Source organism: uncultured Streptococcus sp., from assembly GCF_963545685.1.
Classification (GTDB): Bacteria; Bacillota; Bacilli; order Lactobacillales; family Streptococcaceae; genus Streptococcus.
Genome location: NZ_CAUUKN010000055.1, coordinates 1 through 8,733, shown reverse-complemented (window position 1 = coordinate 8,733; position 8,733 = coordinate 1). Strand labels below are relative to the sequence as shown.

The 8,733-nt window shown below is 39.8% G+C and carries 11 protein-coding genes; 5 read left to right on the top strand and 6 right to left on the bottom strand.

The features are described from left to right. Both vicK and yycF read right to left on the bottom strand, forming a co-directional pair. Window positions 1–1,192: cell wall metabolism sensor histidine kinase VicK (vicK, locus tag RWZ99_RS08055; protein ID WP_314677856.1), on the bottom strand; the 1,192-nt coding region annotated here is incomplete at its 3' end. Then, window positions 1,185–1,892, bottom strand: a complete 708-nt coding sequence (gene yycF, locus RWZ99_RS08050; RefSeq protein WP_314677854.1) for a response regulator YycF — start codon at window positions 1,890–1,892, stop codon at window positions 1,185–1,187. The genes yycF and vicK, both read right to left, overlap by 8 nt. Window positions 1,893–2,430: 538 nt before the next feature. On the opposite strand from yycF, the gene RWZ99_RS08045 reads away from it, so the two are divergent. From RWZ99_RS08045 to RWZ99_RS08030, 4 genes are read left to right on the top strand one after another with little or no spacing between them, the layout of a single operon-like run. Further along, the gene (locus RWZ99_RS08045) at window positions 2,431–3,198 is read left to right on the top strand and encodes an amino acid ABC transporter ATP-binding protein (protein ID WP_314677851.1); all 768 of its coding nucleotides are present in this window, start codon (window positions 2,431–2,433) and stop codon (window positions 3,196–3,198) included. Window positions 3,199–3,209: 11 nt separating this feature from the next. After that, window positions 3,210–4,043 carry a transporter substrate-binding domain-containing protein gene (locus tag RWZ99_RS08040; RefSeq protein WP_314677848.1) on the top strand — a complete coding sequence of 278 codons (834 nt, stop codon included), beginning with the start codon at window positions 3,210–3,212 and terminating at the stop codon, window positions 4,041–4,043. A 17-nt stretch (window positions 4,044–4,060) separates the two neighbouring features. Continuing rightward, on the top strand, window positions 4,061–4,759 hold the full coding sequence (locus RWZ99_RS08035) for an amino acid ABC transporter permease (RefSeq protein ID WP_314677846.1): 699 nt from the start codon (window positions 4,061–4,063) through the stop codon (window positions 4,757–4,759). Between the two features lie 11 nt (window positions 4,760–4,770). Further along, window positions 4,771–5,421 carry an amino acid ABC transporter permease gene (locus RWZ99_RS08030; protein WP_314677844.1) on the top strand — a complete coding sequence of 217 codons (651 nt, stop codon included), beginning with the start codon at window positions 4,771–4,773 and terminating at the stop codon, window positions 5,419–5,421. Between the two features lie 71 nt (window positions 5,422–5,492). Here the strand turns inward: RWZ99_RS08030 and RWZ99_RS08025 are convergent, their stop codons facing one another. From RWZ99_RS08025 to RWZ99_RS08010, 4 genes are all read right to left on the bottom strand, one after another. Continuing rightward, window positions 5,493–6,374, bottom strand: coding sequence for a DNA/RNA non-specific endonuclease (locus RWZ99_RS08025; RefSeq protein WP_314677843.1), 882 nt, complete (start codon window positions 6,372–6,374; stop codon window positions 5,493–5,495). A gap of 61 nt (window positions 6,375–6,435) precedes the next feature. Further along, a complete protein-coding gene (locus tag RWZ99_RS08020; protein WP_314677841.1) occupies window positions 6,436–6,624 on the bottom strand; it encodes a DNA-directed RNA polymerase subunit beta in 189 nt (62 codons plus the stop codon). 1 nt (window position 6,625) lies between these two features. After that, window positions 6,626–7,897, bottom strand: a complete 1,272-nt coding sequence (gene murA, locus RWZ99_RS08015) for a UDP-N-acetylglucosamine 1-carboxyvinyltransferase (RefSeq protein ID WP_314677838.1) — start codon at window positions 7,895–7,897, stop codon at window positions 6,626–6,628. A 71-nt stretch (window positions 7,898–7,968) separates the two neighbouring features. Further along, window positions 7,969–8,205, bottom strand: a complete 237-nt coding sequence (locus RWZ99_RS08010) for a DUF1146 family protein (protein ID WP_314677836.1) — start codon at window positions 8,203–8,205, stop codon at window positions 7,969–7,971. 193 nt (window positions 8,206–8,398) lie between these two features. Between RWZ99_RS08010 and RWZ99_RS08005 the strand changes: the two genes are divergently transcribed. Next, window positions 8,399–8,733, top strand: a 335-nt coding sequence (locus RWZ99_RS08005; RefSeq protein ID WP_314677834.1) for a transposase family protein, incomplete at its 3' end; no start/stop codon positions are given.

Sequence of the window (8,733 nt, the reverse complement as noted above, 5' to 3'; positions counted from 1 at the left end):
TTCCACCTTGAGCACGACTTCTGGCCTTATCAACACGGTAAAAACGGTCAAAAATCAGAGGCAGATCTTTTTTAGGAATTCCTAAACCTTGGTCGGAAATAGAAACAATCAACTGAGAGTCCGTCGTTTTCATAGATACTGTAATTTGCCCACCATCAGGAGAATACTTGATGGCGTTATTAAGTATATTATCTACGACCTGGGTCATCTTATCAGTATCAATTTCCACCCAAATAGAGTTTACTGGGTAATCTCGAATGATTTCATAAAACTTACCTGGATTAGTTTCTTGACTCTTTATTTGATCAAACCGATTCAAGATATAGGTCATAAAGGCTGTAAAGTTTGTCATTTCGACATCAAGCTGTGTGCTTTTATTGTCAATTCGAGACAATGCCAAGAGGTCAGAAATCATACGCATCATCCGGTTGGTTTCATCTAAAGAAACTTTGATAAAGTTTGGAGCAATCTCTTCGTGGAGAGCCCCATCATCAAGTGCTTCAAGATAGGACTTCACAGAAGTCAAAGGCGTCCGCAATTCGTGACTAACATTTGATACGAAGAGACGGCGTTCGCGCTCTTCTTTTTCCTGTTCAGTGGCATCGTGAAGAACGGCTACCAGACCTGAAATAAAACCAGATTCCTTACGAATTAGTGCAAAATTAACACGTAGCGTCACAAATTCATCGTTAGCATCTCGACGCGACAGATGGATTTCGGGTGTCTTAGACAACAATTCACTATAGGTATAGGGATTCTCACCATCTAATAAATCCAAAATAGACATCTGAATTGCAGTTTCACGATCTAAATTCAACAAGCGTTGGGCAGTACTATTAATCATGGTAATCTGACCACGGCGATTGGTCGCAATAACCCCGTCACTCATGTACGAAAGGACAGATGCCAAGCGGTTTTTTTCCTGGGCTAGATTTTCATGTGTCAAACGAAAGACGTCTGACAAATCATTCAAGCTATTAGCTAGCTCTAAAAGCTCTGAATCTCCCTTTATGCGTAATTTTTCATTATAATTACCTGCCATAAGGGATTTGACTCTCTTAGTCAACTTTCGGATATTTTTAACTTGTCGATAATCACGATAAGCTAGAAAAATAAAATAGAAAGCAACAAAGAGGAGCGTAAAGAGTAAGGCTAGTTCAAAGCTTGTAATATTTAAGCCAATACTAGTCATAATTCTTCATGTAATAACCGACACCTCGACGCGTCAAGATATATTCAGGACGGCTAGGTGTATCTTCAATTTTTTCACGCAGACGACGAATAGTTACGTCCACAGTACGAACATCCCCAAAATAGTCGTAGCCCCAAACGGTTTCAAGCAAATGTTCACGTGTCATAACTTGTCCCATATGAGTTGCCAAATGGAAGAGCAACTCAAATTCTCGGTGGGTCAACTCAACTTCGTTGCCTCTTTTTTTAGCAACAAAGGCATCTGGAACAATAATCAACTCACCAATTGAAATTTCCTGCTTGCTAGAGTTAGAGCTCTCTTCTACTGCAGTTTCAATAGTTTCTGTACGACGCAAGTGGGCTTTAATACGTGCCAACAATTCACGGTTAGAAAATGGCTTAGTCACATAGTCGTCTGCCCCAATTTCTAATCCGATAACCTTATCAAACTCACTATCTTTAGCTGAAAGCATGATAATCGGTGTGTGGCTCGTTTTACGAATTTCCTTGGCAACTTCCAAACCATCCAGTTCAGGCAACATCAAGTCTAGGATAATCAAGTCTGGTTTTTCAGCTTCAAATTGTTCCAAAGCTTCTCGACCATCAAAGGCCGTAACCACTTCATACCCCTCCTTAGTAAGGTTAAACTTGATGATATCCGAGATTGGTCTTTCATCATCAACAACTAGAATTTTTTTCATATAAACACCTCATCGGTTTTCTTAAGTCATTCAATTTAGTAAAGCCAAAAACTTTACGTATCAAACATATTATACCAAAAAATAGGTCAAGGACCAAGTTTCGGCTATGTCTTTATGACTGAAATAAAAGCTTTCTCTTTATTTTCATTCTAAACCATTCATCAATCTTATCTAGTTCAATGGAATTTTCAAATATTACTTACTTAGTACTATCATCCTCAGTAAAATACACACTTTTTGTTACACTATGTTAGAAGATGAGGAATTAACTGTTGCTTAAAAGTTTTTCCTGCTTAAGTTTGTCATCTCTAACTACTGTCGTCTCCATATAAACAACAGTGACAAGCTAGTGGATACAGAGCTCATCCTAGGAACATTTTTGTTTTTTTATATTTTTATCGTAAAACTGATTAATTATATCGTAAAAACCAAACATTTTGCAAAAATATTCTGAAATTTTTGACTTATAACTTATCTTATGCTAAAATTGTATTTGTGTTAGAAAACCTAACAAGCAAATCCATTATAGGAGGCTCTTATGGCACTTATCGAATTTAAAAATGTCAATAAATATTATGGAGACTATCATGCTCTTCGTGACATCAATTTAGAAATTGAAAAAGGACAGGTTGTGGTTCTCTTGGGACCTTCTGGTTCTGGGAAATCAACCCTTATCCGTACAATCAATGCCTTGGAATCAATCGATGAGGGTACCCTTATCGTTAACGGACATAATGTTGCTGAGGCATCTGCTAAGGACTTGGTAGAATTGCGTAAGGAAGCGGGTATGGTTTTCCAACACTTCAACCTCTACCCTCACAAAACCGTTCTTGAAAATGTAACCTTGGCACCAATTAAGGTTCTTGGAATTAGTAAGGCTGAGGCGGAGAAGACAGCTGAAAAATTCCTTCGCTATGTTAACATGTGGGACAAGAAAGATTCTTTCCCTGGTATGCTTTCTGGTGGGCAAAAACAACGAATCGCTATCGCTCGTGGTCTTGCCATGAATCCTGAACTTTTGCTCTTTGACGAACCAACATCAGCCCTTGACCCAGAGACTATCGGTGACGTTCTTGCCGTTATGCAAAAACTTGCCAAAGGTGGTATGAACATGGTAGTTGTTACCCACGAAATGGGCTTTGCGCGTAGCGTGGCTGACCGTATCATTTTCATGGCTGAAGGTCAGGTCCTTGTGGACACTACGGATGTCGATGGTTTCTTCGACAATCCTACTGAACCTCGCGCAGTTCAATTCCTCTCTAAGATTATCGACCACAACTCTGATAATGTCTCAGTGGATGCCTAAGGAGGTGGCCTATGATTTTCAAAAAAATCTTTCGTTATCTAACAGTCGTAAGCTTGGTGATTACTACTGTTTTTCTGGTCTCAAGTCATAAGACTGAGGCGGAAGACACTAGCAAACTCCTAGATAGTGAGGCCGTCCAAAAGATTGTTAAGCGAGGAACACTTAATGTTGGTGTTAAACAAGACGTTCCTAACTTTGGTTACTATTCTGCGAAGACCAATAGCTACGAAGGTATGGAAGTTGATTTAGCTAAAAAGATTGCTGATGAATTAAAAGTGAAGGTGAATTACATCCCGGTAACGACGCAAACCCGTGAACCTCTTATGGATAACGGTACTATTGACTTACTTATCGGTACTTATACCATCAATGATGAACGTAAGGAATCTTACGCCATCTCAAATCCCTACTACTATGACCAAATTGGTTTCTTGGTTCTTAAGGATTCAGGTATTAATAAAATCTCAGATTTGAATGGTAAGACTATCGGGGTTTCTCAAGGTGCGTCAACTAAGGCTGCCTTGCAAGAATATGCCTCAGCCCAAAATCTTAAGTTCAACTATGTTCAACTCGGTTCTTTCCCAGAATTGGCTGTATCTCTTTACGCCCATCGTGTTGATGCTTTCTCAGTGGATAAGTCTATCCTTTCTGGTTATGAAAGTAAGAAGACAAAAACCTTGAACGAAGGTTTCAAAACTCAAGAATACGGTATCGCTTCAAGCAAATCTAACCAAGACTTGATCGACTACACTAACGATTTGTTGGCGAAGTGGCAAAAAGATGGAAGTCTTCAAAAACTCTATGATAAATATAACTTGAAACCAGCTAAGGCTGAAAATGAATAGAAAGGAGCCGTGAACTTATGTATCTTTTAACTGAAACGGTTAGTCCTTTCGCTCTCGAACGTTGGGCTGCTTTCTTTGCTAACTTTGGTCAATTTGCCAAAGGATTCTTTTACACCCTTGGTATTTCTATCGGTGCCTTAATTGTAGCACTTCTACTTGGATTGATTTTTGGTGCTATGAGTTCGACTCATAACAAGGTACTTCGTGGTATTTCACGTGTTTATGTCGAAATTTTCCAAAATACCCCTTTACTCGTACAATTCGTGGTTGTCTTCTATGGTATTTCGATTTTGACGGACGGTCATGTCATGATCCCAATTTCTTTGACGGCCATCCTTTGTGTGGGTATCTACACCGGAGCTTATATTTCTGAAATTATTCGTACAGGTATCGAGGCGGTTCCTAAAGGTCAAACCGAAGCGGCTTTGTCTCAAGGTTTTACCTACGCTGATACCATGCGTCTCATCATCTTGCCTCAAGCAGTGCGTACTATCTTGCCACCACTTACCAACCAAGTGGTTAACCTGATTAAGAACACTTCTACGGTTGCCATTATTTCTGGAGCAGATATCATGTTCACTGCTAAGGCTTGGGCTTACGATACAACTAACTACGTGCCTGCCTTTGCTGGGGCTGCTTTCCTCTACTTTATCATGTGTTTCCCTCTAGCTACATGGGCACGTCGTAAAGAAGAAGAGAATAAGAAAGCTTACTAAGGAGGTCCACTATGTCAGAAGTTTTAACAGCTACTAACCTTAAATTCTTGGCACAAGGAATGTGGACAACACTTTACTTGTCTTTCTTCATCATCGTGCTGTCTACCTTGTTTGGAACTATTCTAGCGGTCATGCGTAATGGAAAGAATCCTATTCTTCGTTGGATTGCTTCTATCTACGTTGAGTTTGTTCGTAATGTTCCTAACTTGCTTTGGATTTTTATTATCTTCTTGGTCTTCCAACTCAAGTCTACAGCTGCAGGTATTACCTCCTTCACGGTCTTCACATCAGCTGCCTTGGCGGAAATCATTCGTGGAGGACTTAACTCTATCGACCATGGACAAACGGAAGCCGGCTTGTCTCAAGGATTTAACAACAGACAAATCTTTATTTACATCATCTTCCCACAAGCTATTCGTAAAATGTTACCATCTATCATTTCTCAATTCGTAACGGTTATCAAGGATACTTCTTTCCTTTACTCTGTTATCGCCTTACAAGAATTGTTTGGTAAGAGCCAGATTCTGATGGGTGGTTACTACGAACCAAGCCAAATCTTTACTTTATACGGTATCGTGGCTTTAGCCTATTTCGTGGTTAACTTTGCTATCTCTAGCTACTCTCGCTACCTCTCTAAACAATGGGAGCAAGCTAGTGAATAAAACAACTCACCTTAGGGTGGGTTTTTGTTTGTCTAGATACAAGAAAACGACCCCGCTCGGAGTCGTTTTCTTTAATTCACCGTTACTTTTCCTGAATAATAATCTAGGGTAATTCCCTCTTGTACATTTGGAACAAAGACATTAAACTCAAGTGCCCCATCTGCTGACTTAGCTTCAAGATGTGTTCCTGATGAAATGAGGTTCTCTCCTTCATAAATCAAGGTCACACGATAACGAACACGTTTGTTTTTATCCAGAGCCTTTCGTACTAGGCTTTCATAATAGTTTTGACCTGTAGAACTATCGCTATTTGCTTGATTTGCCCAAGCAGTTTGGACAGCAATATTCTCTGGATTTGAAGTCGAAGCATCAAATCCTTTCAAGCCACCTATCAGTGCATACCCTAACAAATGACCTCTATCTACAGCATGGTTATACTCTCCTGAAAGATCATAAACTTGATGCCATCCAGCTGGTGTCCAAGAGGTTGAGCCATTCCCTGTTTCTTGACGATTTTTGTACTGTCTAGTTGCTTTGCTTAATAAGGCATTAGCAACTGTAGGAACAGTTTGTCCTTGAACCGTTTTAACTTGGTTATTAGCATAGGGTTGGCTAGATACCTTAGCGTTTAGATTCGTCTTATTTCCATTAATAATATAGGCTCCAGCTCCATTCCATTCCAAGGGATTACCCAGTTGGCTTTTGACCGAACTGGTCATTACTGTCTCAGCAAGCTGCTCTTGTGGTGTGGACTGAGTATCAGTTGAACCTTTAGATTTAATGGATTTGTTAGATTCACCTGAAACTAGACTTGCTACTTGTCTGATAGGATTATCAGGCGAGAGCTTATTACTAGTTCCTATGTAACCTAAAACTGCTATCAAAACTGCTATTAGTAATGAGACTAACTGACGTTTCTGTTTATTTGTTAAAGATCTCTTTCTTTTTGCCATTGTTCTCTTTCTTTTAAATGAATGTCATGACGAAAGGAGCGGGACGATTGCCCACTCCCTCTTATTTTCCTGTAAATTTAGCAATAATTGCTTGCCAAGTTTCTGGTTTTAAGATGCTAATAGGATCCTTGCCTTCACCCAATACGGCATAGCCAATCATTAAACCGATAGCTAGAAAAGCAAGACTAATTAAACACACAATCAAAACAACTAATAATTGACGAAAAACATAGCCCTTACCAGTTTCCATACTATGCCTCACTTACACGAGAAATATCCGCTCCTAGTTTAGCTAGTTTCTCATGGAATTGATAGTAACCACGATCCAAGTGTGTCAATTTCCCAACAGTTGTTGTTCCTTCTGCAACCATCCCTGTAAGAATAAGGGCTGCAGAAGCTCGAAGGTCGGTAGACATAACTCGCGCTCCTTGAAGTGGCAAACCACCGTGAATCATTGCAGTATCACGAAGGATTTCAGAATGAAGCCCCATACGACGCATTTCCTCTAAATGTTGGAAGCGATTCTCAAAGACTGTTTCAATCATGGTTGATTCACCTTTTACAACTGCCATAAGAGCCGTAAATTGAGCCTGCATGTCAGTTGGAAAACCTGGGTGTGGTAGGGTTTTAACCACTACAGGTTTCAATTTAGAAATATCAGATTTAACACGAATGCCACCTTCTTCTTCCTTAACGTCGACACCCATTTCCAATAATTTAGAAATCAAAGGACGGTTATGTTCCCAGATAGCATCCTTAATGAGAACATCGCCAGAAGTCATGGCTGCTGCTACCATAAAAGTACCTGCTTCAATACGGTCTTGAACAACTGCATGTTGTGTACCATGAAGAGATTTAACTCCTTTGATCACGAGTGTTTCAGTTCCAGCACCTTTGACATCTGCCCCCATCTCGTTAAGAAGAAGAGCCAAGTCAACAATTTCTGGTTCACGCGCAGCATTTTCAATGGTAGTGACGCCATCAGCCAAAGTTGCCGCCATCATAAGGTTCTGAGTAGCCCCAACAGATGGGAAGTCCATGTAAATAGTTGCACCTTTTAGTTTTTCTGCTGTCGCGGTGATATCACCACCAACTTGGGTAATTTTAGCACCCATTGCTTCCAAACCTTTAAGGTGGAGGTCAATAGGACGACTACCAATCGTACAACCGCCAGGCATTGAGACCTTAGCATAGCCATTACGAGCAAGAATAGGTCCAAGTACTACGATAGACGCACGCATCTTGCTAACATACTCATATGGTGCCTGATCTAAAATCTCTCCACTAGCATCAACTACAACGGTATTATTTTCTTCATCAAAGTCTACAGCAATATCCAAGCCACGAACCACATTATTCATGGTGTAAACATCTGACAAGATTGGAACATTAGTCAAGGTTGTCTGACCTTCCGAGCCCAAAATAGTTGCCGCCAACAACGGTAGAACAGCGTTTTTAGCACCTTCAATGACAACCTCACCACTTAATCGAGTGTTGCCACCCTTCACAATAATCTTATCCATAAGGATTCCTTTCAAGGGTCAATTTTGTATTATTTTTTGTATTATATCAAAACTCAATTAAAATCACTAATTTAAGAAATCGAGCTAGCCATATTCTGTCCAAAAGCTAAAACTGACAGGATAAAGGAACTGACAAGATAACCTAAGGCGATGCTGATAAAAAGCAAAAAGAGCTTCAACTTACCAGTATTCTCGATAGGATTTTTGGTAATTTTTGTCCAATCAAGGAGGCTAATCAGCATATGGTAGCTCAATCCAATAAATACTAGGTGACTCGCCAAAGTGACGAATTGATTAATAATAGTCATAGTTTCATTATACCATAGAAAGCTAGTCTAAAACATAAAAAGAGGGTGAGACAGTTCTAAACCTATAATCATGGCTCTATAATTTCTGTAGTGGGTAAAACCACCGTAGAGATTATAGAGCTTTTTGAGACTACACAAAAAGTCCCATAAGAACTATAATGAAAAGCGACCAAACCATCATTAGGGAGAACTTATGAGACTTATTAAGAATACCACAGAATTAATCGGAATTAAAGACCCTAACATCATTATTTCTCTTGTTTTTGAAAAAGATACTTACATCGAGGTTCAAGCAAAACTGGATTATCCTGCACCCCAATGCCCTCATTGCCAGGGAAAGATGATCAAATATGACTTTCAAAAACCTTCTAAAATCCCTCTTCTCGAACAAGCTGGAACTCCAACACTACTACGTCTGAAGAAACGTCGCTTCCAGTGTAAAGATTGTAGGAAAGTCACGGTGGCTGAGACAGCAATCGTTGAGAAAAATCACCAAATCTCAAACCTTGTCCGACAAAAGGTTGCTCA